Origin of the sequence: Amycolatopsis sp. cmx-4-83, from assembly GCF_046548815.1 — a bacterium.
Lineage (GTDB): Bacteria > Actinomycetota > Actinomycetes > Mycobacteriales > Pseudonocardiaceae > Amycolatopsis > Amycolatopsis pretoriensis_A.
The window spans coordinates 114,249-138,307 of the sequence record NZ_JAEBEF010000002.1; the positions used below are offsets into that span (position 1 = coordinate 114,249).

The 24,059-nt window shown below is 70.9% G+C and carries 28 protein-coding genes; 10 read left to right on the forward strand and 18 right to left on the reverse strand.

From position 1 onward, the window contains the following. The first annotated feature begins 54 nt into the window (after nt 1–54). The 3 genes from pstC to pstB are packed head-to-tail and all read left to right on the forward strand — an operon-like array spanning nt 55 to nt 2,679. The gene (gene pstC, locus ACLJQM_RS05510; RefSeq protein ID WP_410630796.1) at nt 55–981 is read left to right on the forward strand and encodes a phosphate ABC transporter permease subunit PstC; all 927 of its coding nucleotides are present in this window, start codon (nt 55–57) and stop codon (nt 979–981) included. Next, the gene (pstA, locus tag ACLJQM_RS05515) at nt 978–1,892 is read left to right on the forward strand and encodes a phosphate ABC transporter permease PstA (protein ID WP_360779526.1); all 915 of its coding nucleotides are present in this window, start codon (nt 978–980) and stop codon (nt 1,890–1,892) included. Before pstC ends, pstA begins: the two co-directional genes overlap by 4 nt. Before the next feature lie 10 nt (nt 1,893–1,902). Continuing rightward, nucleotides 1,903–2,679, forward strand: coding sequence for a phosphate ABC transporter ATP-binding protein PstB (gene pstB / locus ACLJQM_RS05520; RefSeq protein WP_247016960.1), 777 nt, complete (start codon nt 1,903–1,905; stop codon nt 2,677–2,679). Between the two features lie 142 nt (nt 2,680–2,821). On the opposite strand, the gene phoU is transcribed toward pstB, so the two are convergent. From phoU to ACLJQM_RS05590, 14 genes are all read right to left on the reverse strand, one after another. Beyond that, nucleotides 2,822–3,487, reverse strand: coding sequence for a phosphate signaling complex protein PhoU (gene phoU, locus ACLJQM_RS05525; RefSeq protein ID WP_247016962.1), 666 nt, complete (start codon nt 3,485–3,487; stop codon nt 2,822–2,824). An 83-nt stretch (nt 3,488–3,570) separates the two neighbouring features. After that, entirely contained in the window at nt 3,571–5,256 is a 1,686-nt protein-coding gene (locus ACLJQM_RS05530; RefSeq protein ID WP_410630343.1) for an LCP family protein, read from the reverse strand. 1,424 nt (nt 5,257–6,680) lie between these two features. Then, nucleotides 6,681–7,355: a GGDEF domain-containing protein gene (locus ACLJQM_RS05535; RefSeq protein ID WP_410630344.1), complete on the reverse strand. Its 675-nt coding sequence runs from the start codon at nt 7,353–7,355 to the stop codon at nt 6,681–6,683. A gap of 120 nt (nt 7,356–7,475) precedes the next feature. Then, nucleotides 7,476–8,039, reverse strand: a complete 564-nt coding sequence (gene idi / locus ACLJQM_RS05540; protein WP_410630345.1) for an isopentenyl-diphosphate Delta-isomerase — start codon at nt 8,037–8,039, stop codon at nt 7,476–7,478. Between the two features lie 87 nt (nt 8,040–8,126). Next, on the reverse strand, nt 8,127–8,960 hold the full coding sequence (locus ACLJQM_RS05545) for an alpha/beta fold hydrolase (protein WP_410630346.1): 834 nt from the start codon (nt 8,958–8,960) through the stop codon (nt 8,127–8,129). A gap of 79 nt (nt 8,961–9,039) precedes the next feature. Continuing rightward, nucleotides 9,040–9,477, reverse strand: a complete 438-nt coding sequence (locus ACLJQM_RS05550; protein ID WP_410630347.1) for a hypothetical protein — start codon at nt 9,475–9,477, stop codon at nt 9,040–9,042. 2 nt (nt 9,478–9,479) lie between these two features. After that, on the reverse strand, nt 9,480–9,776 hold the full coding sequence (locus tag ACLJQM_RS05555; protein ID WP_247016969.1) for a hypothetical protein: 297 nt from the start codon (nt 9,774–9,776) through the stop codon (nt 9,480–9,482). Nucleotides 9,777–9,783: 7 nt separating this feature from the next. Next, nucleotides 9,784–10,461, reverse strand: a complete 678-nt coding sequence (locus ACLJQM_RS05560; protein ID WP_410630348.1) for a Crp/Fnr family transcriptional regulator — start codon at nt 10,459–10,461, stop codon at nt 9,784–9,786. Nucleotides 10,462–10,514: 53 nt separating this feature from the next. Continuing rightward, nucleotides 10,515–11,048: a cysteine hydrolase family protein gene (locus ACLJQM_RS05565; RefSeq protein ID WP_410630349.1), complete on the reverse strand. Its 534-nt coding sequence runs from the start codon at nt 11,046–11,048 to the stop codon at nt 10,515–10,517. Further along, nucleotides 11,045–12,478: a purine-cytosine permease family protein gene (locus ACLJQM_RS05570; protein ID WP_247016974.1), complete on the reverse strand. Its 1,434-nt coding sequence runs from the start codon at nt 12,476–12,478 to the stop codon at nt 11,045–11,047. The genes ACLJQM_RS05565 and ACLJQM_RS05570 overlap by 4 nt, the downstream gene beginning before the upstream one ends. Continuing rightward, nucleotides 12,475–13,350 (reverse strand): PfkB family carbohydrate kinase, encoded by an 876-nt coding sequence (locus ACLJQM_RS05575; protein ID WP_410630350.1) that lies wholly within the window; start codon nt 13,348–13,350, stop codon nt 12,475–12,477. Before ACLJQM_RS05575 ends, ACLJQM_RS05570 begins: the two co-directional genes overlap by 4 nt. Next, nucleotides 13,347–14,342: an ADP-ribosylglycohydrolase family protein gene (locus tag ACLJQM_RS05580; protein WP_360779547.1), complete on the reverse strand. Its 996-nt coding sequence runs from the start codon at nt 14,340–14,342 to the stop codon at nt 13,347–13,349. The genes ACLJQM_RS05575 and ACLJQM_RS05580 overlap by 4 nt, the downstream gene beginning before the upstream one ends. After that, on the reverse strand, nt 14,339–15,031 hold the full coding sequence (locus tag ACLJQM_RS05585; RefSeq protein WP_410630351.1) for a GntR family transcriptional regulator: 693 nt from the start codon (nt 15,029–15,031) through the stop codon (nt 14,339–14,341). Before ACLJQM_RS05585 ends, ACLJQM_RS05580 begins: the two co-directional genes overlap by 4 nt. Before the next feature lie 33 nt (nt 15,032–15,064). After that, nucleotides 15,065–15,715 (reverse strand): VC0807 family protein, encoded by a 651-nt coding sequence (locus tag ACLJQM_RS05590; RefSeq protein ID WP_360779552.1) that lies wholly within the window; start codon nt 15,713–15,715, stop codon nt 15,065–15,067. 286 nt (nt 15,716–16,001) lie between these two features. Between ACLJQM_RS05590 and ACLJQM_RS05595 the strand changes: the two genes are divergently transcribed. Then, nucleotides 16,002–16,763, forward strand: a complete 762-nt coding sequence (locus ACLJQM_RS05595) for a hypothetical protein (RefSeq protein WP_410630352.1) — start codon at nt 16,002–16,004, stop codon at nt 16,761–16,763. A gap of 52 nt (nt 16,764–16,815) precedes the next feature. Beyond that, nucleotides 16,816–17,187 carry a hypothetical protein gene (locus ACLJQM_RS05600; RefSeq protein ID WP_410630353.1) on the forward strand — a complete coding sequence of 124 codons (372 nt, stop codon included), beginning with the start codon at nt 16,816–16,818 and terminating at the stop codon, nt 17,185–17,187. Here the strand turns inward: ACLJQM_RS05600 and dusB are convergent. Next, nucleotides 17,108–18,247, reverse strand: coding sequence for a tRNA dihydrouridine synthase DusB (gene dusB, locus ACLJQM_RS05605; protein WP_410630354.1), 1,140 nt, complete (start codon nt 18,245–18,247; stop codon nt 17,108–17,110). The two genes, ACLJQM_RS05600 and dusB, sit on opposite strands and share 80 nt — an antisense overlap. Continuing rightward, nucleotides 18,235–18,807: a hypothetical protein gene (locus tag ACLJQM_RS05610; RefSeq protein ID WP_410630355.1), complete on the reverse strand. Its 573-nt coding sequence runs from the start codon at nt 18,805–18,807 to the stop codon at nt 18,235–18,237. The genes dusB and ACLJQM_RS05610 overlap by 13 nt, the downstream gene beginning before the upstream one ends. On the opposite strand from ACLJQM_RS05610, the gene ACLJQM_RS05615 reads away from it, so the two are divergent. The 4 genes from ACLJQM_RS05615 (at nt 18,806) to ACLJQM_RS05630 (ending at nt 22,473) form a co-directional block, all read left to right on the forward strand. Continuing rightward, nucleotides 18,806–19,171, forward strand: a complete 366-nt coding sequence (locus ACLJQM_RS05615; RefSeq protein WP_410630356.1) for a pentapeptide repeat-containing protein — start codon at nt 18,806–18,808, stop codon at nt 19,169–19,171. The genes ACLJQM_RS05610 and ACLJQM_RS05615 overlap by 2 nt on opposite strands. Before the next feature lie 10 nt (nt 19,172–19,181). Continuing rightward, a complete protein-coding gene (locus tag ACLJQM_RS05620; RefSeq protein ID WP_410630357.1) occupies nt 19,182–20,147 on the forward strand; it encodes a Gfo/Idh/MocA family protein in 966 nt (321 codons plus the stop codon). A gap of 60 nt (nt 20,148–20,207) precedes the next feature. After that, complete coding sequence (locus tag ACLJQM_RS05625) at nt 20,208–22,013, forward strand: DUF2339 domain-containing protein (RefSeq protein WP_410630358.1); 1,806 nt, start codon at nt 20,208–20,210, stop codon at nt 22,011–22,013. A 67-nt stretch (nt 22,014–22,080) separates the two neighbouring features. Further along, complete coding sequence (locus ACLJQM_RS05630) at nt 22,081–22,473, forward strand: TIGR03667 family PPOX class F420-dependent oxidoreductase (protein WP_247016992.1); 393 nt, start codon at nt 22,081–22,083, stop codon at nt 22,471–22,473. Here ACLJQM_RS05630 and ACLJQM_RS05635 read toward each other — a convergent pair whose 3' ends face one another. Further along, nucleotides 22,474–23,037, reverse strand: a complete 564-nt coding sequence (locus ACLJQM_RS05635) for a superoxide dismutase (RefSeq protein ID WP_410630359.1) — start codon at nt 23,035–23,037, stop codon at nt 22,474–22,476. A gap of 126 nt (nt 23,038–23,163) precedes the next feature. On the opposite strand from ACLJQM_RS05635, the gene ACLJQM_RS05640 reads away from it, so the two are divergent. After that, complete coding sequence (locus ACLJQM_RS05640) at nt 23,164–23,652, forward strand: DUF6328 family protein (protein ID WP_410630360.1); 489 nt, start codon at nt 23,164–23,166, stop codon at nt 23,650–23,652. Here ACLJQM_RS05640 and ACLJQM_RS05645 read toward each other — a convergent pair. After that, complete coding sequence (locus ACLJQM_RS05645) at nt 23,628–24,020, reverse strand: VOC family protein (protein WP_410630361.1); 393 nt, start codon at nt 24,018–24,020, stop codon at nt 23,628–23,630. The genes ACLJQM_RS05640 and ACLJQM_RS05645 overlap by 25 nt on opposite strands. Between the last annotated feature and the right edge of the window lie 39 nt (nt 24,021–24,059).

The window sequence follows — 24,059 nt, forward strand, 5'->3', positions numbered from 1 at the left end:
CAACCAGCCCCGCCGGCGGCGCCGCAGCCGCCCGCGGGCGAGAAAGCGAAGAAGGTGCGGCCCGGTGACCGCATCTTCCAGAACCTGACCACCGGGGCCGGGATCTTCGTCGTCGCCCTGATCGGCCTGATCGGGCTCTTCCTGCTCATCCAGGCGATCCCGGCGCTGCAGGCCGACAAGGCCAACTTCCTCACCAACCACGGCTGGTCGACCAGCGACCCGGCGAACATGTCGTTCGGCATCCTCGACCTGCTCGAGGTCACCGTGGCGACCTCGGTCGTGGCCCTGATCATCGCGATGCCGGTCTCCCTGGGCATCGCCCTGTTCCTGACCCAGTACGCGCCGAAGCGGCTCGCGCGGCCGTTCGCGTACGTCATCGACCTGCTCGCCGCCGTGCCGTCGATCATCTTCGGTCTCTGGGGCATCCTCGTCTTCGCCCCGGCGATCGAGCCGTTCTCCCAGTGGATCAACGACACGTTCTCGTGGTTCCCGCTGCTGGCCCCCGGCAACGTCGCGCCGAGCGTGCGCGGCACGATCTTCACCGCCGGCATCGTGCTGGCCGTGATGATCCTGCCGATCATCACCTCGCTCTCCCGTGAGGTCTTCGAGCGCACGCCGACCCCGCACATGGAGGGCGCGCTCGCGCTCGGTGCCACCCGCTGGGAGGTCATCCGCACCACGGTGCTCCCGTTCGGCAAGGCCGGGTACGTGGGCGCGTCCATGCTCGGCCTCGGCCGGGCACTGGGTGAGACGATCGCGCTGGCCGTGATCCTGCTGATCCCGCAGGGCAAGAACTTCGACTGGAGCCTCTTCGACGGCGGCGCCACCTTCGCCTCGAAGATCGCCGCCAACTACAGCGAGTTCAACAACGAGGTCTCGGCGGGCGCGTACATCGCGGCCGGCCTGGTGCTGTTCGTGCTCACCTTCCTGGTGAACTTCGCGGCCCGGTCCGTCATCGGCAAGAAGGGAGACCGAGCATGACCAGCACGCTCGAAGCCCCGGCCACGACCCCCGCGTTCCAGCAGGTCAGCCTGGCCCGCAAGGTCAAGAACGGCGTCGCGACCACGCTGGTCTGGCTGTCGTTCCTGATCGCCGTCGTCCCGCTGGTCTGGGTGCTGTACACGGTCATCGCGAACGGCATCAAGCGCATCCCGTACTCCAACTGGTGGTCGCAGGACCTGGGCAACTTCCTGTCCGACGAGGTCGGCGGCGGTGTGCTGCACGCCATCATCGGCAGCCTGCTGCAGGGTCTGGTCTGTGCGGTCATCGCGGTGCCGATCGGCATGCTCGTCGCGATCTACCTCGTCGAGTACGGCCGCGGCAAGCTCGCCAAGGCCACCACGTTCATGGTGGACATCCTCTCCGGTGTCCCCTCGATCGTCGCGGCGCTGTTCATCTACGCGCTCTGGATCACCACGTTCGGCCTGCCGCGCAGCGGTTTCGCCGTGTCGCTGGCCCTGGTGCTGCTGATGATCCCGGTGGTCGTCCGCTCGTCGGAAGAGATGCTGCGGATCGTCCCGGACGACCTGCGTGAGGCCTCCTACGCGCTGGGCGTGCCGAAGTGGAAGACGATCATGAAGATCGTGCTCCCGACGGCCATGTCCGGCATCGTCGGCGGCGTCATGATGGCGCTGGCCCGCGTGATGGGCGAGACGGCGCCGCTGCTGGTCCTGGTCGGCTACTCCGCCTACACGAACTGGGACATCTTCAGCGGCGAGCAGGCGGCGCTCCCGCTGCTGATGAACAACGAGCGCGTCACCAACTCGATGGATCCCGGCTCGGTCGGCTTCGACCGGATCTGGGGCGCCGCACTGACCCTGGTGATCATCATCGCGCTGATCAACCTCCTCGCCACCGTGTTCGCGCGCCTCGTCGCCCCGAAGAAGAAGTGAGCTGTTCCTGATGGCCAAACGACTCGATGTCAAGGACGTCGACATCTACTACGGCAAGTTCCACGCCGTGGACGGTGTCACCCTCTCCGTGCCACCGCGCAACGTCACCGCGTTCATCGGCCCGTCGGGCTGCGGCAAGTCGACGGTGCTGCGCACGCTCAACCGCATGCACGAAGTGATCCCCGGCGCCCGCGTCGACGGCCAGGTGCTGCTCGACGGCGAGGACATCTACGCGTCGGCGGTCGACCCGGTCCAGGTCCGCCGCACGATCGGCATGGTTTTCCAGCGCCCCAACCCGTTCCCGACGATGTCCATCAAGGACAACGTCGTCGCGGGCCTGAAACTCGGTGGCACCAAGGGCAAGAAGACCCTCGACGACATCGCCGAGCGCGCCCTGCGCGGCGCGAACCTCTGGAACGAGGTCAAGGACCGCCTCAACAAACCGGGCGGCGGCCTCTCGGGCGGTCAGCAGCAGCGGCTCTGCATCGCCCGCGCGATCGCGGTCCAGCCGGACGTCCTGCTGATGGACGAACCGTGCTCGGCGCTGGACCCGATCTCGACGCTCGCGATCGAGGACCTGATCGGGGAGCTGAAGAAGGACTACACGATCGTCATCGTCACGCACAACATGCAGCAGGCAGCGCGGGTTTCCGACCAGACGGCGTTCTTCAACCTCGCCGGCGTCGGGCAGCCGGGCCGGCTGGTGGAGCTCAACGACACGGAGAAGATCTTCTCCAACCCGGACGAAAAGGCCACGGAGGATTACATTTCCGGCCGCTTCGGCTGAGTAGTCGTTGTCGGGGAAGGCCTTTCTCGCCGGTGCTCGGGGTCGGCGAGAAAGGCCTTTCTTTTGTCCAAAGTGGAGCAATGCGGTGTCTTCGCAAAAAAGGCCCCCGGCGCCGGCCGGGGGCCTTTCTCGTTGGTGCGGCTCAGATGTCGTCGTCCGAGCCGTAGCCCGGCATCTTGCCGGTGACCACGAAGATCATCCGCTTCGCGACCGACACCGCGTGGTCGGCGTAGCGTTCGTAGAAGCGGCCCAGCAGCGTCACGTCGACCGCCGCGGCGACGCCGTGCGGCCACTCGCGGTCCATCAGGACCGTGAAGAGGTGGCGGTGGATGTCGTCGACCTGGTCGTCGTCGGACTCGAGCGTCTTCGCCGCTTCGACGTCCTTCGTCTTGATGACCTGCTCGGTCGAGCGGGCCAGCTTGACCGCGACCTCGCCCATCTCGGCGAAGTACGGGCGCACGGCGTCGGGCAGCACCGGGTCGGGGTGGCGGCGCCGCGCGGCCTTCGCCACGTGCAGCGCCAGATCGCCCATCCGCTCCAGGCTTTCCGCGGCGTGGATCGCCGCGAGGACGGTGCGCAGATCGGTCGCCACAGGCGCCTGCAGGGCCAGCAGGGCGTACGCCTGCTCTTCGCACTGGGCGCGTGCGTCGTCGACCTTGGCGTCGTCGCTGATCACCTGCTCGGCGAGACTGAGATCGACCTCCAGCAGTGCCCTCGTGGCCCGCTCCATGGCGTCGGCGACCTGGACCGACATGGCGGCCAGGTTGACGGCGAGCTGTTCGAGTTCGACATGGTAAGCCTCACGCATGGCCCAACCCTACGGCCAACCGTGACCAAACACCGCATCGCCGGGTGAACCGCACGTGAACCCGGTCTAACGATCCTCGCGGATCAGCCCGTGGTGCTGTTCTTCTTGCTCGTCGTGGTGCTCTTGGAGCTGCCCGTCTTCGACTTCGACGTGCTGGTCGGCGGAGCCTGCTCGCTCGGCGGGACCGGCGCGTTCGCGTCCGGCAGCGGGGTGTTGTTGCGCAGCGCGTCGAAGAGCGACTTCGTCTTGCTGCGGACGAGGACCTCGTTGCCGCGGCTGTTGGGCAGGCCGACCGTCGGCACGGTCAGGAAGGTGATCTTCGAGGAGTCGAGGCCCTTCATCGACTGCGCCAGCGTCATCATCTGCTTGACGCCGAGGTTGTCGCCGAAGGTGGCCTTCGCGAAGGCGGTGATGAAGTCGCTGAGCTTGCCGGGGTCGAGCACGACGTCCGACGACATGACCTTCCGCAGCAGCGCGCCGATGAACTCCTGCTGCCGCTTGATCCGGCCGTAGTCCGACGTCGGGTCGCCCTTGACGTGCCGGGCGCGCACGAAGTTCAGCGCCTGGTCGCCCGAGATCGTCACGTCGCCGGTCTCCATCAGCACCTTGCCGAGGGTCGTGTCGTCGATCGGGGTCTCGTTGTGCACGGTGACGCCGTGCACGGCGTCGACCATTTCCTTGAAGCCGTTGAAGTCGATGCCGACGAAGTGGTTGATCCGCAGACCGGTGAGCTGCTGGATCACCTTGGTGGTGCAAGGCGGGCCGCCGACCGCGTAGGCGGTGTTGAGCTTCGCGATCTTCTGCTCGGGGACCTTCTCGTCGGTCGTCTTGCTCTGCGCGGGATCCCAGCGCTGGCACTCGGGCCGGTCGATCTCGAGGTCACGCGGGAAGGACGTGACGACGACCCGCTTCCGGTCCGCGGGGATGTGCGCCACCATCACGGTGTCGGAGCGCGCGCCCGGATTGCTGTCGGCGGTGCCGACGCCCTCCTCGGCGGAGGCGCCGTCCCGGGTGTCGGAGCCGACCATCAGGAAGTTCTCGTCGTTGGCCTGCGCGTCGGCGTCCTGGATGTCGGCGGAGTTCTCGTCGAGCGCGGAGACCTGGGTGAACTTCGCGTCGAAGTACGTCTGGGCGCCCCACGCACCCCCGATCCCGAGGAAGACGAGCCCGGCGACGACCGCGGCGGCGATCCGCCCGAACCGCACCGAGCGCTCGATCTTCCGGGCCTTCTTCTCCTGGAGCCGGGTCTGCGCGGCCTGTTCCTCGGAGACGGCTTCGTCTTCACCCTGCGGCGTGGTGGTGACCACCCGCTGAAGGGCGGTGCGGGTGCTCTCGAGGATCGAAGCGGGCGAGAGCCGCTCACGCCGCACCCGCCGCTTCTCTTCTTCGGCGTTCATCTCGTCGTGCGCGGCGGAGAACCGGGCGAGGGTGTGGTCGATCTTGCGGCGGTACTGGGTCGCCTCGTCGATCGCTTCCATCTCGTCGGTCATGGTGAGGGGATCGAGAGCGGACCGCGGAGGCACGGCGGAGATCCCGTTGGCCCCGTTGGCCGCCGGACGGCCGCCGGCTTCGGGCGCAGCGGTTTCGCGGGCAGCGGCGGGGCTGTCCGGGGTGGCGGCGGGCCGTGCGGCGGCGGGACGGCGAACCGCGGGCCCGTCGGGCGTGGCCGCGCGGCCGGTGTTCTCGTCGAGGGCCGGTGCCCGGCGAGGTGCCGGGCTGTCCGGGGTTCCGGGCGGGCCGACCGGCCGCGCGGTCGCCGGACGCCGCATCGCAGCGCTGTCGGGAGCACGGTGCGGCGCGGGCCCGTCGGGCGCGGCACCACGGCGAGGCGCGGGTCCCTCGGCCGCACGCCGACCGGCGGGGCCATCGGCCGCCATCGGGCGACGGGGGCCTGAGTCTTCGGGCGCAGCCGCACGCCGGGCCGCGGGTCCGTCGTGGCGCAGAGCCGCGTCGTCGGGGCCGGCCGCGCGTCGGCCGTCGGCTGCGGGAGCGTGGCGGGGACCTGCGTCGTCGGGGGCGCCCGCGCGCCAACCGGGTCCGTCAGCTGCGGGAGCGTGCCGCGGACCTGAGTCGTCGGGGGCAACCGAGCGTCGGCCGTCGGCTGCGGGCGTGTGGCGCGTAGGTGCGTCTTCGGGGGCAGCCGAGCGTCGCGGCGCGGGGCTGTCAGCGGGGCTGCGTCGAGGCCCGGCGTCCTCGGGGCCGGCCGCGCGTCGACCGGTGGGGCCGTCGGTTGCGGGAGCGTGCCGCGGACCCGTGTCGTCGGGGGCGGCCGCGCGTCGGCCGATGGGGCCGTCGGCTGCGGGAGCGTGACGGGGACCTGTGTCGTCGGGGGCGGCCGCGCGCCGACCGGGTCCGTCAGCTGCGGGCGTGTGGCGGGGACCTGTGTCGTCGGGTGCGGCCGCGCGCCGACCGGCTGGTCCGTCAGCTGCGGGCGTGTGGCGCGTGGGTGCGTCCTCAGGGCCACGCCGATCCGCGGCCGGGCTGCGCCGAGCCGTGTCGTCGGGGGTCACCGCGCGGCGGCCGTCGAGGGCTCGTCGGGGGGCTCCGCCTTCGGCCGGCGGGGTCGCGTCCGCGCCCGGGCGTCGCGGGCGGCGAGGGGGCTGCTGAGCCGCCGAGGTCTGCTGGGGGCCCGGGTTGGCCGCCGGGGGGCGGCGCTGGAGCGGCGCCTCGGGGGCCGGGGCCGCCGCTGCCGTGCGGCGGGGCTGGCGGGGGCGCGGGGGGCGGGGTTGACGGTTCGCGTCCGTGGGTACTGGGTCTTCGGCGGGCGGCTGCGATGCCCGCGCCCGGGACGGCGGCTCGGCCGCGCGGCGGCCCGGCTGGTCCGGCTCGCGGGGCGGCGTCGGCCGCACCCCGGTGGTCTTGGCCACGACGTCCGAGACGCTGATGCCGCCCTGGTCTTCCATCGACCTGCGTCTACCCGTCCGCGGCCGCGCCGGACCATCGGTGCGGCGACCGGTTCCCGGGCTGTCGTGCTCGTCCGGCACTCGGTCTCCTTCCGCACGATCTCGACTAGGACGTCCTCCCCCGCAGGAGGTGATCGTTCCTCCGGAGGTTTTCGTTATCGTACGGATACCCCCCGTTCGTGACGACACCCTCCCGGAAATTTCTTCACCTTGAGTCGACGAACGGGCGGTGGGCGTCGACAAACGGGTGAAGCCACTGATCGGCAATCCGGAGTAATGCGGTGTTTACGTTACTCAGAGTGGGTTATTAACTGCGTGCTTTGCGCGTCGTGATAGGCCACTTTGTTGCGGCCCGCGCGTTTCGCCGCATAAAGCAGGCGGTCGGCGCTGCGCAGCTGGCGTTCGGGTGACGACGGCGCGCCGGCCTCGTGCGCCAGTCCGGCGCTGATCGTCACGTGCAGCCCGGGCTGGAGTTCTGACCAGGGGTGACGGGCGACGCGCACGCGGGCCGCGTCGACGATGCCGATCGCGTGCCCCGCGTCGACGCCGGGCAGCCAGAGCACGAACTCCTCGCCGCCGTAGCGGGCGCAGAAGCCGTCCGGCGGCAGTTCCTCCTGCAGCAGATCGGCCACCCGACGGAGGACGCGGTCGCCGACGAGGTGACCGTACGTGTCGTTCACGCGCTTGAAGCGGTCGAGATCGACGAGCGCAATACCGAGTGGGCGACGGTCGGTGAACGGTCCGTAGAGCCGCTCGTCGAGGTAACGGCGGTTGTAGCTCGACGTCAGGGCGTCGCGCAGGCTGCCGTCGCGGGCGATGTCCAGCGCGGACCGCAGGTGCTGGTAGGCGCGGCGCCAATCGCCTTGGGTCGCGAAGAGGCTCGCGACGGCTTCGTGCAGGCGGAGCAGGTCCGGCGGCCGTGGGCGGCCGGTCCGGCTCAGCGCGCCTTCGCCCTCGGCGACCATGCCCACCTCCACCACCCCTTGGTTGTCGTCGCGGCGGAGGCCACCCTTGAGGCGTCGGTGCGGACGAAGGTGAATTTCGCTCAAACGGGACAGTACCGGTGACTCTGCGGAGTGTTCCGGTCAGAGGCCCGAGAACGGCTCGATGCCTTTGAGCTGGGCGAACTGATCTTTGGCCCAGTAACTCACATCAGCCGTGACGTCGTTCAGTAGCTCCGTGTAGTCGCTCCAGGCAATCCAGCGCCAGTCGCCGACCTCGGCCGGGTTCGGCGCCGGCTCGTCGTCGGTCCACGCGGCGAACACCGGGCAGAACTCGTTCTCGACGATCCCCTGGAACGGCGGCGTCCGGTAGCGGTAGTTCGGCAGCACGCAGCGCAGCCCGGACAGCGAGGGCAGCCCGATCTCGTAGCCCGCGCGTCGGCGGACGGCGTCTTCGAGGGACTCACCGGGTGCGGGGTGGCCGCAGACGCTGTTGGTCCAGACCCCCGGCCAGACCTTCTTGTCGAGCGCGCGCTGGGTGATCAGCAGGGCGTTGTCGCTTCGCCGCAGGACGTAGCACGAGAAGGCCAGGTGCAACCGGGTGTGCTCGTGGTGACTGGCCAGCTTCGGGCCGGTTTCGCCGGTGGGCACGCCGTCTTCGGTGACGAAGACGACCTGCTCGGTCTCGGGTTCGGTCGCGGTATCCACGCGCCCCAGTGAACACGAACGCGCCGAACCGGCCGTACCGCGAGGTGGGTGGGTTACCCGTGATCCGCCCGGCGGGGTGACGGGCGGTTACCGCGCGTGGAGGTGCTCGACGAGCAGCGTGGTGACGGCCTCCGGCGCCTCCTCCGGAACCCAGTGCGTGACGTCTTCGAGCATCTCGAACCGGTACGGCCCGGTGACCCAGTTCGCGGTGTCGAGCGCGGCGGTCGACCCGAAGGAGACGTCCTCGGTGCTCCAGACGTACAGCGTGGGCACGGCGATCTTCCCGATCTTCCCGCCCGGCCGCCCCGCCCGGTACCAGTTGAGCGCCGCGGTGAGCGCGCCCGGCTCGGACAGCCGCTGGACGTAGTCGTCGACCTTGGACGGCGCCACCCGCCGCTCGAACATGTCCCGCAGTGCCCGGCCGTCGTTCTCGAGCATCCGCCTCTCGGTGACCCGCGTCTGCCGCCACTCGGTCATGTACCGCGTCCGCAGGTGCTTGTCCTCATCGGTCTTCATGGCCTCGGCGAGCGCGGCGGGGTGCGGCGTGGAGATGACGGCGAGGCTCCGCAACCGATCGGGGTGCGCGTCGGCGGTCCACCACGCGACGGCGGCACCCCAGTCGTGCCCGACGAGGTCGAACCGCTCCCAGCCGAGCGCCTTCGTGATCGTGACGACGTCCTCGACGAGGTGGTCGATCGAGTACTCGGTCGCCTGCTCCGGCCGCACGCCGGGCGAGTAGCCCCGCTGGTCCGGCGCGACGGCCCGGAACCCGAGCACCCCGAGGGTGGCGACCTGGTGCTCCCACTCGACCGCGGCTTCGGGAAAGCCGTGCAGCAGCAACACGGGCCGCCCGTCTTCGGGCCCGGCGGCGATGGCGTCGAAGGTTCCGGCCTCGGTGGGGATGCTGATGTGGTCGATCACAGGGCCGAATCTACTTGCTTCGGTCCAGGGCGTGCCCCCCGAGCGGCACGGTCACTTGGAGCTCGACGTGGTTCCCGGGCTACTCGGCCGGCGGGGTTGGTGCTCCGGTTCTGCGGTACAGGGCGCGGATGTCCTCGCCATCCTTGGCCCGGCGCAGCATCAGCTTGTACTTGAGGACGTCGGAGAGCGGGGCGAAAGGGATGCCGTCGATGAGTTCCGCGCGCGAGATCAGGTCGTCGGTGTCCCACTCGGGTGAGACCCACCGCTCCGAGACTTCGATGCGGCCATCGCACAGCTTCCAGAGCCGGTCTCCGGTGACAGACCCTGTTCCGGGCACACCGTGCGTTTCGGCGTAGCGCAAGGCTTCGCCGCGCGCGACAACATCCAGGTCGTGGAGCCTCTCGGTGAGGTTGTGCGCGAACATGGGGGCACTGCCGAATACGACGTAGTCGCGGGTGTCGAGCCCGAGCGCGGCCAGCTGCCGGAAGAGCGGGTGGTGGCACAGGCTGATGACCACGATCATTCCTTCGGTGGTGCGAGCGGTCGATGGCGGCGCAGCCAGTCGAGCAGAGTGTGTTCTTGCGGTTCGGGTTCGTCGGAGTCTTCGGCCGGCGCCGGTACGGCAGCCAGCGCGCGGATGATTTCCGGTCGTTCCGTTGGGCTGCTGCCCTCCAATGCCTTGTGGAGCCGATCGGTCTCGAACCGCTGCCGGACTTCGGTCCGCCGCAACCTGAGCCAAGCCCTCGTCACCGTCGACAGGGTGACGACGACGGCGACTGTGACCCATTCGAGGTGACCGAGCAGGTTGGCCAGCATCGCGGGCTCACAACGTCGCCGTGCGGTTGCCCTCGGCGATCTCCGCGAGAGCTTCGTTCCTCAGGATGTAGAGGACCTGGCGACCGGTGCCGATCATCTCCTGCTCCTTCAACGCGCGGATGATCTTCTTCACTGAGTCGAGAGACGCGCCGGTCAACGCTGCGACGTCCTGTTGGCTCAACGGCACGGCGAGCCCGCTGTCGGTGGAGCGGCCGATGCCTTTCCCCGCCAGTTCGAGGATGGCTTTCGCGACCTTCTGCTCGACCGCGAGGTCGGACTCGACGACCTTGTTCGTCGCCTGCGATACGCGCTCGTCCGCGGCGACGAGCTGGGCGTGCATCGCGCGGGGGTTGTCGTAGAGGAATTTCAGCCATGCCGTAGCGGGCAGCAGCAGCACTTCCACGGTGTCCATGGCGATCGCGCTGGCCGTGCGCGGCTGAGGGCGGACGGCCGCCATCTCGCCGACGGTTTCCCGCGGCCCGCGGATCGCCACGATGCGTGGCCGCGTGCCGAGGACGACCTTGATGTGGCCCTTCTTAATGAGCAGCGCGAAGTCGGTCTCCTCGCCTTCGCGGAAGAAGGTGTGCCCCTCATCGCGCTTCAAGACCTGACCCACCTCATCAAGGTGCTGCATCTCCTCCTCTGTGAGGAGAGGATGCCCTTGATCTTGAAGCTGCTCGGCCATGTTGTTAAGAGTAATATTACACTTAAGCGAGGGTCAAGTGCTCCATTCGAGCGCTACTTCTGGTCGATGACGTCGCTGACCTGAGCAACTGTGATCAGCGGACTGTAGAGCCGCAGGATGTCGAGGGTTTTGGTGTGGCTTTCGTCGTCCACGCCCGCGCACGCGTCGGACACCACGGTGACCGCGACGCCTGCGTCCGCTGCGGCCAGGGCTGTCGACAGGACGCAGCAGTCCGTCGAGACGCCTGCCAGAACCAACCGGGCGCCGCCGACGCGGGTTGCCAGGCGAGGGGTCCACTTGCCGAAGGTGGTCGCGTCTACTGTGGACGGTGGCTGGAACGCGTCGACGATCTGGTACAGCTGGGCGTCCGGGGGCTGCAGGGCGAAGGGCCACTGCGCGTAGTACTGCTTCCAGGCTCCTTCCGGGCTCGAAGGTGCGACGAACCGCGTGAACACAACGTCGTTGCCGAACGCTGTCACCAGCCTGCGGATCGGGGGGACGACCTCGGCGAAGCGTGGGGTGAACCACGGGCTCGCCGGGTCGGCGAAGACGTTCTGCAGGTCGATGACCGCCAGGACCGCTCTCATGCCGCCTCCTGGGTGCGGACCCGCTGCCGCGTCAGCAATGTGGCCAGGAAGCCCAGCGCCAGCGCCACCAGGACGCCGAGGTTCGCGAACGCCCATGCGCCGTCGCGGCCGCCGAGGCCGAGGGGCTCCAGGAGGTAGCCCTGCCACTTCAGCCAGTCCGCGGACGAGTTCGTCACCAGGCCCCAGCCGAGCGCCGTCGCCACCAGGATCACTGCGATCGGCCCGACGCGGACGTCGCCGTAGCGGCCCGCCGGGTCGAACAGCTCCCGCTCGGCGTAGTCGCGGCGGCGCAGCAGGACGTCCGCGAGCATCACGCCGCACCAGGCCGCCACCGGGACGCCCAGCGTGACCAGGAAACCCTGGAACTGGCCGAGGAACTCGCCGCCGAAGAACACGATGTAGACAGTGCCCAGCACCATCAGCACGCCGTCGACGAGCGCCGCCACCGGGCGGGGCACGCGCAGCCCGGCCGAAAGCAGCGCCAGGCCCGACGAGTAGATGTCCAGCACCGCGCCGCCGACCAGCCCGAGCACCGCGACGATCGCGAACGGCACCAGGAACCACAGCGGCAGCAACGTCGTCAGCGCGCCGATCGGGTCCGCCGCGATCGCCTTGTTCAGGTCCGGTGACGAGCCGGCCAGCAGCAGCCCGAACACCAGCAGCACCAGCGGCGCCACCGACGCGCCGAACGTCGTCCAGCCGACCACCCCGCGGCCCGACGCCGAGCGCGGGAGGTAGCGCGAGTAGTCCGCGGCCGCGTTGACCCAGCCGAGGCCGAAGCCGGTCATCAGGAACACCAGTGCGCCCACCCACTGCTGCGCCGAGCCGGACGGCAGCGCGCTGACCGCCGGCCAGTGCACGTCGCCGGCCACGAGCACCACGTAGACGACCGTGAGTACGCCGGTGATCCACGTGATCCACGTCTGCAGCTTCATGATCGCGTCGAAGCCCAGCACGCCGGCGGCGACGGTCAGCGCCGCGACGACCACCAGCGCGACCACCTTCGTCACCGTGCCGCCGCCCCAGCCGAGGCGGTCGAACACCGTCGCCGTGGCCAGTGTCGCCAGCGCCGTCAGCACGGTTTCCCAGCCGACCGTCAGCAGCCACGAGATCGCCGACGGCAGCCGGTTGCCGCGGACGCCGAAGGCCGCGCGCGAGAGCAGCATCGTCGGGGCCGACCCGCGTTTGCCGGCGATCGCGATGAACCCGCACAGCAGGAACGAGAACAGGATGCCGACGACGCCGGCGACCAGCGCCTGCCAGAACGAGATGCCGAAGCCGAGGGTGAACGAGCCGTAGCTCAGCCCCAGCACCGACACGTTCGCGCCGAACCACGGCCAGAACAGCTGCCGTGGCCTGCCGCGCCGCTCGGCGTCGTCGATCACGTCGAGGCCGTTGGTCTCCACCTCGAGCCTGCGGGAACCGCTCATGTCGTGGCCTCCACCCAGTGGTCGATCTCCGTCCGGCTCGGCGCCGTCGCCGGGCCGGGCCGGGTCACCGAAAGCGCGGCCGCCGCGTTGGCGCGCACGGCGGCGTCGAGGAGGGTACTGCCGCGCAGCAGCTCCGCGGCCAGTACGCCGCAATGCGTGTCGCCGGCGCCGTTGGTGTCCATCGCGTCGACCGCGAAGCCGGGGACCTCGGTGGTCCGGCCGTGTTCGTGCACGCGGCAGCCCTTCGCGCCCTCGCGGACGACGGCGACCGGTGGCAGCTCGCCCAGCACGCCGGCTTCGCGGGCGTTGCAGCTCAGAATGTCTACAATGGACAGTACGTCATGGAGTTCTCCAGGGTTGATTTCGGCCACCAGCGGGCCGGGGTCGAACAGGACCCTCGAGCCGGGCAGCCGGGGCAGCCACTCGACGAGAGCCCTGCGATTGATCTCGTGCAACAGACTGTAGCCAGTCACGTACACCACGTCGTCATCATTTGGGAGGACTTGGTCGAGCAGATCGGGTCGCAGCCGTCCTTCGGCGCCGGTGCCGGTCGCGAAGGTGCGCTCGCCGCTCGCGTCGACCAGCGCGACGACGACGCCGGTGTCCAGCTCCGGCGTCGGTTCGTGGGCCAGTTCGACACCCTCGGCGGCCAGCGCGGCGCGTGCGAGGTCGCCCAGCGCACCGGTGCCGTGGGTGCCCGCGTAGAGCACCCGCGCGCCGGACCGCGCGGCCGCGGCCATCACGTTGAACCCGCCGCCGGGCAAGAGGTTCGTCGACGTCGCCAGGACGTCGCCGCCCGGCGGGGGCAGGGCCGGCACCGCCATGACCAGGTCGAGGACGACCTGCCCGGTGTGCACCAGCCGCCCGGTCATCGACGGCGCAGCTTGAGGAGCTCGTCGACCAGCGGGCCGAATTCCAGCCGGTTCACGCTGAGCACGGTCTCGACGACGTCGGGCCGGAAGGCGTCGACCCCGTGCGCGGCCCCGAGCATCGCCCCGCAGATCGCGGCCACGGTGTCGGTGTCGCCGCCCAGCCCGGCGGCCAGCCGCAGCGCCGCCGGCGGGTCGTCGCCCATGGCCTCGGCCAGCGCGAACGCGGCCACGACGGACTCCTGCGACGCGACCGACGTGCCGATCACCCTGGCGACCGCGTCGGCGACGGCGGCCGGCGCCATGCCCCGCACCCAGCCGCGGGCCCAGCCGATCCGGGCGGCGATCTCCCCGCCGGGCGCCCAGTGCCCGCGCTCCCCGCCGACGACGGCGGCGCGCTCACCCGCGTCGAGCGCTTCGGGCAGGCTCGCGCCGTCGATCCCGGCGGAAACGGCGGCGGCGACCGCGGCGGCGGCCGCGATGCCGAGGCTGGTGTTGTGCGTGACCCGCGCGGTCGCGACGACGGCGTCGACCAGGCGGTGCAGGTCCTCCGAAGGCGTGGCGATGCCGACCGGCGTGACCCGCATGGCGGCGCCGTTGGTGGTGCCGGTGCGGCCGGCTTCCTCGGCCGGAACGCCGTTCTGCAGCCGGGAAAGCGCGCGTTTCGTCGACGGGCCGAGCAGGTCGGCGGAGCCGCGGCGGACCATGTCCGCTTCCCAGATGAGCAGGGCGTCGGCGAAGACGTGCGGCTCGACGGTGCCGCGGCCGTCGATGAGCAGCCGGGCCAGCAGGACGGCCTGCTCGGTGTCGTCGGTGATCGACCCGGCGGGCATCGAGGGCGCGATCGGCTGCTCGGCGACGGCGGTCAGCAGGCCGGTGACCGGCCCGTAGGTGGCGGCGATCGCGGCGCGGGACATCGACTGCGTCGGCATGCCGAGCGCGTCGCCGACCGCCAGGCCGGTGAACGCGCCGAGCGCCCGGTCCCGCGCGCTCACCGGTGTCCGAAGGTGAGGTGGAACTGGAAGCGGTCCGGGTCCAGCAGGCTGACCACCCGCTCGACCAGCCTGCCCTCGGCGTCGACCGAGGTGCGCTCGGCGCGGAGGAAGAGTTCGCCGATGCTGCGGCCGAGGAGTTCGGCGGCGCAGGCGTCCAGGCGTTCGGTGCTGATCCACTGGTCGCCGCCGACGGAGACCAGGCCGGCGGCTTCGAGGGTCTTGGTGAGGGAGCCGTCGCGCAGGCCGGTTTCGGGGAGTTCGGCGAGCGGCCCGACGGCGGGCACGGTGGCGGTTTCCAGGGAAACCCCGCGGTCGTGCTCCCGCCGCAGCCGCCGGACGGCGACGTAGGTCTCCGGCCCGAACTCCTCGTGGAGCGCCTGGTCCCGGACGGTTTCGATGCCGAGGAGTTCGGTGGTGACGGGCGCGCCGGCGTCGGCGAGGGCGCGGGCCCAGCCGATCCGCTGGTCGAGCTGGACGCCGTCGAAGGTGACGAACGACCCGACGCCGGCCTGGGTGGAGATGAGGTCGAGCTGCTGCAGCTCGGACAGCGCGCTGCGGACCGTGCCGCGGCTGACCTGGTACTGCAGGGCGAGCTGGTGCTCACCGGGGAGGCGTTCGCCGTTGGCGAGGCGCCCGGAGCGGATCAGGCCGGTGAGGTCGCCGACCAGCTGCTGCCGCTTGCTGTACATGTACACACCTGTACACCCTGGCATCGTCGCAGGTCAAGCGGCGACGAGCGGCCGGGCGTCCGCCTTCGCCTCGGCGGCGATCAGCTTGCCCGCCTGCTCGGCGACCTTGCCGCCGGCGACCATCATCACCGCGAACGCGCCCACGAAGATGACGGTGCTCAGCCACACCATGGTTTCGATCGGCAGCGTGAAGGCGCCGATGACGCGGGCGGCGGACTCGAGGACGAACCCGATACCCCAGATGACGCTGGTGAGACGCATGATCCGCGAGAACTTCGGCGTGCCGCTGAGGCGTTCCCACGCGGCTTCGTTCTCCGCCTTGCCGCGGGTGAGGAACGGCTGGATCGTCTTGGTCATGATCGGCGCCGCGGTGCACGCGGAGACGAGGATGACGAGCCCGGTGATGCCGCTGCCGAGCGAGTCCTTCGCGATCATCATGCGGGCGTCGCCGGAGACGAAGGTCAGCAGCATGCCGACGACGTTCGTGACCAGGACGACGAGCGCGAGGCCGTTCAGGGTGCGGTCCTTGGCGAACTGGTGGAGCGTCCGGGCGAGCGGGACGACACCGCTGAGGGCGAGCGAGAGGAAGACGCTCGCGCCGAGCGCGTGGAGCCCGTAGTAGACGCCGATCGGGACGGCGATCTCGACGGCGAGGGTCTGGAGCGGGGAACCGTTCTTCGTCATGCGAAAAGCTTGTCGCGGCGAGGGTCCGGGGACGGATGTCGTCCGCCACGACTTCGGCCTGACAGATGTCACGGGCCCGGCCGTGGACGACTTTCGCGGAAGGTGCGGTAAGAGGTCGTGTCCCCGGGGCGACCGGTGGGAACGCAGCTCGCACGCCTGGTGCTGGCGCTGATCGTCGGCGCGGCCTTCCTCCTCGCCAGCTTGCCGAAGGGGGCGACGGCGCTTTCCCAGCGCGAAGATTGGGGATGGCTGACCGAGCCGGTGGCTCGACGCGGCGTTGTCCGGCGTGCCCGGCCTGCTGACCTGGCTCGGCTACGCGCTCCTCGGCTACCTCGGTGCGTTGCTGCTCGTCTCGCTCCGGCACTGGCGGCCCGCTCTGTTCGCGATCGGCGTCGTGGTCGCCGCCCTCACCGCCGTCCTGCCGCACCTGCTCGGCTGCGTCGGTTTCGTCGTCTTCAAGGTCGATGCCTTCGTGGCCACGGTGCCGTCCGCGACTTGGGTGAAGCCGCTCGCGGTGGCGCTGGCGTGGGTGGTCGGCGCGATCGCGGTGTTCGGCGGGCTCGGGCTGCTCTTGGGGCTGGTGCCGCAGGGTTTCTGGGACGCACTGGGCGCGGTGGTGGTCGTGGTGGTCCAGGTGGTGCTCGCGTTGCTCGCCGTCGCCACGGTCGGGCAGCTGTTCGTCGACCAGCTGCGGAGCACGGCGATCGCGGGCAGCGGCCGCAAGGGCGTGGTGATGGGGGCGATCGCCGTGGGGTCGGCCCTCGCGATGCTCATGCTCATCGGGAACGTCCTCGACGCCTGCGACTGGTACCCGGACGCGATGGCGGCCTGGCTCCAGGTGCACCTGCGGAGCAACGGCGCGCCGAGCCTGGACACCTCGGTCGCCCTCGTGGTCGTGGGTTTTTCGGCGCTCGGCGTCCTCGGCAACCTCGGGCGGCTGAAACCGGAGCCGGACTTGGCCGAGTACCGCAGGTCGCTGGTCTACGCGATCATGGGCGGTGCCGCCGCGGTGGCGATCGGCGCGGTCGCCAAGCAGACGGAACGCTGATCCGGCCTCACGTTCCACGGGGCTGCGTCGTCGGGTTCGCATGGGAACGTTCTTGCGTGCTTCGGAGACCTTCGCGGTCTTCCTCTCGGCCGTCACCGCCGGCCTCTTGCTGACCACCCGGAGCGGGCACCCGCTGCACAGCGCCGCCGCGTACACCGTGTTCGGCGTCGCGGTGGTGCAGGTGGTGGCGGCGGTTCTGGCGTGGAAGCCGGGAGGTGGCTCGCAGCGGCCGATCCTGTTCGCCGTGGTCTTTCTCGGGCTCGTGCTCGCTCAGGTGGCGTTGGGGATCGCGCACGTCAAGGTCGTGCACGTGCCGCTGGGGGTGCTGCTGTTCGGGGTGAGCCTCAGCCGCCTGAGTGCATGTCTTCCGCTTCCGGGACGCAGTCGTCGTCCGGGTCGTCGAGCCAGCCGTGCGGGAGCGTGACCTTGCCCGGGCTGCCCTGGCGGCCGCGGGGGCCGTCGGCGTTGGCGGGGAACGGGGCGTCGTGGTCGAGGCGGCCGATGAGGTCGTCCAGCTCGGACAGGCCGGACACCATCGCGAAGCCGCGGCGGAGTTCGGCGCCGACCGGGAAGTTCATGAAGTACCAGGCCATGTGCTTGCGCAGGTCGCGCAGGGCCTTGGTCTCGCCGTCGTGGGAGATGAGGAGCTCGGCGTGCCGGCGCAGGACGCGCGCCACCTCGCCCAGGTTCGGCGGGGTCGGCAGCGGGCGGTCGGCGAAGGCGGCTTCGAGCTCGCCGAACAGCCACGGGCGGCCGAGGCAGCCCCGGCCGACGACGACGCCGTCGCACCCGGTTTCGTCGACCATGCGCAGGGCGTCGGCGGCGCTGAAGATGTCGCCGTTGCCCAGCACCGGGATGCTGGTGACGGCTTCCTTCAGCTCGGCGATCTTCGTCCAGTCGGCCTGGCCGGAGTAGCGCTGGGCGGCGGTGCGCGCGTGGAGGCTGACGGCGGCGGCGCCTTCGGCTTCGGCGATGCGGCCGGCGTCGAGGAAGGTGCGGTGGTCGTCGTCGATGCCGATGCGGAACTTGACCGTGAACGGCACGTCCCCCGCCGCGCGCACGGACTCGCGCACGATGGCTTCGAACAGCTTCCGCTTGAACGGCAGCGCGGCCCCGCCGCCCTTGCGCGTCACCTTCGCGACCGGGCAGCCGAAGTTGGAGTCGACGTGGTCGGCGAGCCCTTCGCCGACGATGATCCGGACGGCTTCGGCCATGGTCTTCGGGTCGACGCCGTAGAGCTGCATGGACCTGGGCTTTTCGTCCGCCCCGAAGGTCATCATGTGCATGGTGCCGGGGTGCCGTTCGACGACGGCGCGGGCGGTGATCATTTCGCAGACGTAGATGCCGGCGCCGTACTCGGCGCACAACTGCCGGAAGGCGACGTTGGTGATGCCGGCCATGGGAGCGAGCACGACTGGGGGATCGACCTGGTAGGGGCCGATCTTCAGGGCGGGCTTGCTCAGGGTGGCGGTCACGTCCTCCATTGTCGCTTGTGGTGTCGATCACGTCGACCAGGGGCACCGACCGAGGTGGCTGCGCAGTTTTCCCGTCCCGCGGACCAGGGCGGTGCGGCACCATGCCCACCATGGCCGAACCCGCCGCGCCCGAGCCGGTGCGACCGTTGCCGGGGCGGACCGTTCTCCTGGTCGCGCTGTTCCTGGCCTGGCGGCGGCAGCGGTCCACCGAAGCCGATCACCTGCAGCGCGAACGGACCTTGGAACGGACGCTGGAGCAGCAGCGGGAAGTCGCCGCCGACAACAACCGGGACGCCGTCGAGCGGCGGATCACCGAGCTGTACACCAAATCGGCAGAACTGCTCGGCGCGGACACGGCTCCGGTGCGGCTGGCCGGGGTCTACGCGCTCGAACGGCTCGGGCAGAGCAACCCCGGGCAGCGCCAGACCGTGGTGCACGTGTTCTGCGCCTACCTGCGCAACCCCGGTGTGCCCGACGAGCAGGAGCAGCACGTCCGGTCGGCAGGCGACCTTCGACCGGGCGACGTTCCGGGGCCGGGCGAGCTTTCGCTGTGCCCGGATCGAATCCATGGCGTTGTTCCAGGGAAACCGGTTCGCCGACGCCACCGTCTTCGACGACGCGAAGTTCCACGACCTCGCGAGCCTGGCCGGCATCGTATTCCTCGACAGCGCCGTGTTCACCGACGTCGAATTCCTGGGTCCGTCGACGTTCCGCCGCACCGATTTCCGCGACGACGCGTTGTTCGGCGGATGCGTTTTCCACCAGGGGACCGACGTCTTCCCTTACGCCCGCCTCGACATCACCGAGACGGCGGCGAAGCGCGCGTGGCCGCCGACCTGGCGGCTCGTGACGTCGACGGACACCGAGATCCCCGACCACGAAGGACGCTGGGGCGAGGTCTTCGACACGACGATGTCCGACCAGGACGCCTAGGCTCGCGGTCATGAACGACAAGCCCCTGCGCTGGGGAATCATGGGTACCGGTGGCATTGCCAAGGCCTTCGCCGACGACCTGCGGCTGACCACCTCCGGCGTCGTCGCCGCGGTCGGGTCCCGGACGGCCGAGAGCGCCGAGCGCTTCGCCGAACCGAGGAACATCCCCACCCGGCACAGCAGCTACGAAGCTCTCGCCGGCGATCCTGACATCGATGTCGTCTACGTCGCCACGCCGCACCCCCTGCACCACGGCAACGCGCGGCTCGCGCTCGAAGCCGGCAAGCCCGTTCTCGTCGAGAAGCCCTTCACCATGGACGCCGCCGAAGCGCGGGACCTCGTCGAGCTGGCGCGGGACAAGAACCTCTTCCTCATGGAGGCCATGTGGACGCGGTTCCTCCCGCACGTCCGGCACATCCGTGAGCTGCTGCCGCGGCTCGGGGACGTCGTCACCGTCTTCGCCGACCACGGGCAGTGGTTCGCCGAGGACCCCGGGTTCCGGCTGTTCGCCCCCGAACTCGGCGGTGGCGCCCTGCTCGACCTCGGGATCTACCCGGTCTCCTTCGCCTCGATGGTGCTCGGTGCGCCCGAGCGCGTCGCGGCCATGGCGACACCCGCCTTCACCGGCGTCGACGCCCAGATGTCCATGCTGTTCGGCTACGCGGGCGGTGCGCAGGCCGTGCTCAGCTGCACGCTCGGCGCGGTGTCGCCGACCACCGCGTCGATCGTCGGGACCGAGGCGCGCATCGAGATCGAGGGCGCCTTCTACGCGCCCGCCTCCTTCACGCTCATCCCGCGCGAAGGCGACCGGAGCCGCTTCGAGTACGTCGACGAGGGGCGTGGCCTGCGGTACCAGGCCGACGAGGTCGCGCTCCGGCTGGCGAACGGTGAGGTCGAGAGCCCCCACATGCCGCTGGCCGAGACCGTTTCGATCATGACCACCATGGACGAGGTGCGGGCCGCGACCAGGACGTGACCCGGGTTTGAGTAGTGCTACGGATCCGCAGGTGGGCGCCGGTGCGTGACCCTGTCCGGTATGACCACCGAAGCGGATGTGCTCCTCCGGCTCGCCGGCGAGATCGACGACCTGGGGCGTCGCCTCGCCCTGGTGGGCGCCGAACTGCGGACCGCGCGCACCGAGCAGCCGAAGCCCGAAGCGGCTCCGCAGCCCCAACCGCAAGCCGCGCCGCAACCCCCGCCCCAGCCGCAACCGCAGCCCCAGCCGATGCCGCCGTGGCCGCAGTACCAGTGGCAGCCGCCGCCGCAGCAGTACTTCCCGCCCCCGCCGCAGCCGCCCTACCAGCCCGTTCCCCGGCAGACGCTCGGCGAGAAGCTCGGCAAGGAAGGCGCCGGGAGCCGGGTGCTCGCCTGGGTCGGCGGGGCCGTCACGCTGCTCGGCGTCGTCCTGCTGCTGGTGCTGGCCGTCCAGCGGGGCTGGCTCGGACCGCTGCCGCGGGTGCTCGTCGGTGCCGCCTTCGGGCTGGCGCTGACCGGCACCGGCGTGTGGCTGCACCGCAAGCCCGCCGGCCGGACCGGGGCCTTCGCCCTCGCCGCCACCGGGATCGCGACGCTCTACCTGGACGCCGTCGCCGCGACGTCGCTCTACGAGTTCCTGCCGGTGCTCGCCGGGCTCGCGGCCGGGCTGGCGATCACCGTCGGCGGGCTGCTCGTGGCCGTGCGCTGGGAATCGCCGCTGCTGGCTTCCGCTGTCGTCGTCGGCTGCGTCGTCTGCGCGCCGATGATCACCCGCGGCTTCACCGCCGAACTGGTCACCTTCCTGCTCATGGTCCAGCTCGCGACGACGCCGGTGCAGCTGCGCCGCGACTGGTCGTCGCTGACGCTCGCCGCCGGCGTTCCGCCGCTGTTCGCCTCCGTGATCAGCACGGCGGTGCTCGGCCAGGGCGGCGGCTGGGCCAACACCGCCGCGGCCGGGGGCGCCGGTGTCGCCGGGATCGTGCTCGCGCTGATCGTGCTGCGCCGCCGCGAGAACGACCCCGCCGCGCTTTCGGTGCTGGCGACGGCCGTGCTCCCCACGCTGATCGCCGCCGTGCTGCTGCCGAAGGCGCAGGCCGTGCCGATCACGGCGGGCGCCGGCGTCCTCCTGGTCGCCGTCTGGGCCGCGCGCCGCTTCTGGCCGGGCGTCGCCGGGCACCTGGCCGGGCTGGCCGGCCTGCTCGCGATCCTGCAGGCGACCGTCACGCAGTTCGACGGCGCGGCCCGCGCCGGAGTCCTGCTCGGCGAGGCGCTGCTGCTGGTCGTGGCCGCGGTCGCCGGGCGCAACCGGTTCGCGCTCGGCGCCGCGCTCGGGTTCGCCGCGATCGGCGGGCTGATCGGCGTGTTCTTCGACGTCACGCCCGCGCTGCTGATCGTCCCGCGCGGCCGCTCGGCCGCCGAACTGGCCGGGGCGCTCGCGGTTGCCGCGCTCATCCTCGCCGTGTCGGTCGCGCTGCCGTGGGCGGCGGCGCGCCTGGCGGTGTTCCGCGGCCCGGCCGACGACCTGCCGGTGTGGCTCCTCGCCGGTGTCGCGGCGCTGTACGGCGCCGCCGGGGTGGTGCTGTGCGGGTCGCTGCTCGCGGTCCCCGGCCGCTCGGGCTTCCTGCTCGGCCACGCGCTGATCACGGTGTCCTGGACGGTCGCCGCGCTCCTCCTGCTGCTGCGCGGGATCGACGTCGTCGGGCTGCGCGTGACGGGGTTGGTCCTGGTCGGCGCCGCGGTGCTCAAGCTGGTGCTGTTCGACCTTTCGGCGCTCGACGGCCTCGCCCGGGTCGGCGCCTTCCTCGGCGCCGGGCTGGTGCTGCTGGCGGCCGGGACGCGGTACGCGCGCCGGGTCGCCTCGCGCTAGCGGGAAGAATTGTCGGTGCCTCGTGGTTACCTGGGTCACAGGACCGAGGAGCCAAGGGGCACCGACAATGGCAGAACCGAAGCTCGCCGACCGGGCGGGCGAGAACATCGCGTGGCTGACCACCGTCACGCCGAAGGGGCGGCCCGCACCACGACCGGTGTGGTTCGTGCTCGACGGCGACGACGTCGTCGTGTTCAGCAAGCCGGACACCGCGAAGATCCGGCACATCGCGGCGAACCCCGAGGTGAGCTTCCACCTCAACGGCGACGAGCACGGCGGCGCGATCCTCGTGGTCAACGGGAAAGCGACCGTCGACGAGGCGAAGGCCTCCGAGGCGCCGGGGTACCTCGACAAGTACCGCTCCCACTACGCGGCGATCGGTTTCGAGACACCGGAAGCCTTCGACGCCGAGTACTCCGTGCGCATCCGCGTGGTGCCCGAGCGCTCCTGGGGGTGGTGACTAGAAGTCCACGTCCAGGCAGGCGAGCCGGGCACCAGCCGTGCCCGCGTGGCCGGGATCGGTGTGCGTGTGCGTCTCGTGCACGACCACCGAGCGGGGCCGCCGCGCGTCGAACGTCCAGTCCACAGTGGACCGGGCGAAGCCGGTGCCGAGCCGGTCGGCGGTGAAGTCGAGCCAGATTTCGTTGCGTGGGTTGGCGTACGCGGGGTCGGTCGACGGCTTCACCGGGTCCGGCACGTGCTGGAAGTGCGGGCCGGCGGCGTCACCGGTGGCGCCGCACGGCTGAGCGTGCGCGTGGGCGCCGTAAGCGCGGCCCGGACGCAGGCCGGTGACGACGAGCGTGGTCGACGTGCCGGCGTGCGCCGCCGAGAGGCTGAACACGTGCGCCCGGGCGCCGACGGGCACGAGATCGGGCCGGTACGTCACCGCGTGTGCGCTGGGGGCATACGCGGTGAACGTGCCGTGCGCGGTCGCGACGTGCACGGGCGACGCGGAGGCGGACGCGACGGCGGGGAAGAACGCGGTGAGGGCGGCCGCGGCGGCGAGGGCCGGGAGAAGACGCATGATCCCTCTCTAACCAGCGCGGCCGGTGGTTACCATGATCTTCACACGAACGAGTGACCGGATTGTGGGGGAAAGTCACGTTCTTCCCATCCGGTGGGAGATCGCGGGCGCGGTTAAGGTTTTCGAGTGCCCGAACACACCGGCGAGAGCCGCAACGAGCAGCTGACGCGCAACGTCGGCGAGCTGCTGCAGGAGCTGCGGGTCGCGCAGGCGGGCGTGCAGATCCTGTTCGGGTTCCTGCTTTCGGTCGTGTTCACCGACCGCTTCCACGACGCCAGCGGGTTCGAGAAGTCGCTGCACCTGTCCGCGGTGGCGCTCGCCGTGGCGGCGACGGCGCTGCTGACCGCGCCCGCGGCCTGGCACCGGCTGCTGTTCCGCACGGGGAGCCGGGAGCGGATCCTGACCGTCGGCAACCGGCTCGTCCTGGTCGGGCTGGTCTGCCTGGCCCTGGCGATCACGTCGACGGTCGCGCTGATCGCGAAGGTCGTCTACGGCGGGATCGCGATGGGCGTGATGGCCGTGCTGTGCCTGCTGATCTTCGGGATCCTCTGGTTCGTCATGCCGTTCCGGCTGCACCAGCGCGGCGACGATCAGCCGACGGGCCCGCCCGAGTAGCGCGTGTCCTCCTGGACGAAGCAGAGCGGGTTGCCGAACGGGTCGTCGGCGTAGAACGACCGCTCGCCCCAGAACTGCGTCTCGACGGCGTCGTCGATCCAGCGCGGCCGGGCGGCTTGCACGCGCTCGTACGTCTCGTCGACGTCGTCGACCGCGAGGTAGACGATGCGCGGGTCCTTGCCCGGGCGCGGCTCGCGGTGCTCGGGCGGCGCCTCGACGCAGGCGAGCACGACGTCGCCGCAGCGGAAGTAGTGGCGGTTGAGCGCGATCCGCTCACCCGGCTGGCCGAGGACGGAGGCGTAGAACGCGACGGCGACCTCGACGTCATCGACGGGCTGGATCATCCGGAACACCCGCGGGCCGCTCATGGGCGAACAGTACCGCTGTTCATCCCGCGTTCGGCAGCA

Coding starts and splice junctions, on each gene's coding strand:
- ACLJQM_RS05565 (WP_410630349.1), bottom strand. CDS start 11,048: ATGAGAGCGGTCCTGGCGGTCATCGACCTGCAGAACGTCTTCGCCGAC.
- ACLJQM_RS05530 (WP_410630343.1), bottom strand. CDS start 5,256: ATGCGGCGTCCGGCGACCGCGCGGCCGGTCGGCCCGCCCGGAACCCCG.
- ACLJQM_RS05610 (WP_410630355.1), bottom strand. CDS start 18,807: ATGGATTCGATCCGGGCACAGCGAAAGCTCGCCCGGCCCCGGAACGTC.
- ACLJQM_RS05535 (WP_410630344.1), bottom strand. CDS start 7,355: ATGGTCGCCGAGGGCGAAGGCGCGCTGAGCCGGACCGGCCGCCCACGG.
- ACLJQM_RS05620 (WP_410630357.1), top strand. CDS start 19,182: ATGAACGACAAGCCCCTGCGCTGGGGAATCATGGGTACCGGTGGCATT.
- ACLJQM_RS05570 (WP_247016974.1), bottom strand. CDS start 12,478: ATGAGCGGTTCCCGCAGGCTCGAGGTGGAGACCAACGGCCTCGACGTG.
- pstA (WP_360779526.1), top strand. CDS start 978: ATGACCAGCACGCTCGAAGCCCCGGCCACGACCCCCGCGTTCCAGCAG.
- ACLJQM_RS05645 (WP_410630361.1), bottom strand. CDS start 24,020: ATGAGCGGCCCGCGGGTGTTCCGGATGATCCAGCCCGTCGATGACGTC.
- pstB (WP_247016960.1), top strand. CDS start 1,903: ATGGCCAAACGACTCGATGTCAAGGACGTCGACATCTACTACGGCAAG.
- phoU (WP_247016962.1), bottom strand. CDS start 3,487: ATGCGTGAGGCTTACCATGTCGAACTCGAACAGCTCGCCGTCAACCTG.
- dusB (WP_410630354.1), bottom strand. CDS start 18,247: ATGGAGGACGTGACCGCCACCCTGAGCAAGCCCGCCCTGAAGATCGGC.
- ACLJQM_RS05560 (WP_410630348.1), bottom strand. CDS start 10,461: ATGGCCGAGCAGCTTCAAGATCAAGGGCATCCTCTCCTCACAGAGGAG.
- ACLJQM_RS05625 (WP_410630358.1), top strand. CDS start 20,208: ATGACCACCGAAGCGGATGTGCTCCTCCGGCTCGCCGGCGAGATCGAC.
- ACLJQM_RS05555 (WP_247016969.1), bottom strand. CDS start 9,776: ATGCTGGCCAACCTGCTCGGTCACCTCGAATGGGTCACAGTCGCCGTC.
- ACLJQM_RS05615 (WP_410630356.1), top strand. CDS start 18,806: ATGGCGTTGTTCCAGGGAAACCGGTTCGCCGACGCCACCGTCTTCGAC.
- ACLJQM_RS05590 (WP_360779552.1), bottom strand. CDS start 15,715: ATGACGAAGAACGGTTCCCCGCTCCAGACCCTCGCCGTCGAGATCGCC.
- ACLJQM_RS05575 (WP_410630350.1), bottom strand. CDS start 13,350: ATGACCGGGCGGCTGGTGCACACCGGGCAGGTCGTCCTCGACCTGGTC.
- ACLJQM_RS05635 (WP_410630359.1), bottom strand. CDS start 23,037: ATGCGTCTTCTCCCGGCCCTCGCCGCCGCGGCCGCCCTCACCGCGTTC.
- ACLJQM_RS05585 (WP_410630351.1), bottom strand. CDS start 15,031: ATGTACAGCAAGCGGCAGCAGCTGGTCGGCGACCTCACCGGCCTGATC.
- ACLJQM_RS05630 (WP_247016992.1), top strand. CDS start 22,081: ATGGCAGAACCGAAGCTCGCCGACCGGGCGGGCGAGAACATCGCGTGG.